We start from the raw sequence: 548 nt of genomic DNA, 5'->3' as shown, positions 1-548 counted from the left end.
ATGTTCTTTACCTATACCGGGCTATCACCGTCTATGGCCGCTCTTTCCAAAGCGTTCTAGTTCATTACACAACCAATATCGTGGTCCTACAACCCCAACAAGCCCGTAAGCTTGCTGGTTTGGGCTAATGCGCGTTCGCTCGCCACTACTAGCGCAATCACTATTGTTTTCTTCTCCTCCGGGTACTTAGATGTTTCAGTTCTCCGGGTTCGCCCTCCTTGCGGAGTAACATACCTTCAGTATGCTGGGTTGCCCCATTCGGATATCTGCGGATCAACCTGTATGTGCCAGTCCCCGCAGCTTTTCGCAGCTTATCACGTCCTTCATCGCCTCTGAGAGCCTAGGCATTCCCCATACGCCCTTATTTAGCTTATGTGCTTTTACCTAATATGCTCTTGCAAGAAGTTATTAGTTATGAGTTAAAAGTTAATAATAACCCTCTTCTCAATACTTCAAACCTCTTAAATATAATTTGCTCTATCTATAATTTTGCAATCATAGAAATTTTTATGTTTCTCGTATTCTTATTTTCCAATATGTCAATGAAC

The 548-nt window shown here is 42.9% G+C and carries 1 rRNA gene; it reads right to left on the bottom strand.

The features are described 5' to 3' along the window. A 23S ribosomal RNA gene (locus tag LA313_RS05020) occupies positions 1-375 on the bottom strand; the annotation flags it as partial. Positions 376-548 lie beyond the last annotated feature (173 nt).

This window comes from Salinimicrobium sediminilitoris, from assembly GCF_020866905.1.
Taxonomy (GTDB): domain Bacteria; phylum Bacteroidota; class Bacteroidia; order Flavobacteriales; family Flavobacteriaceae; genus Salinimicrobium; species Salinimicrobium sediminilitoris.
The sequence above is the reverse complement of the archived record's forward strand: the minus strand, read 5'-3'. Positions and strand labels throughout refer to the sequence as shown.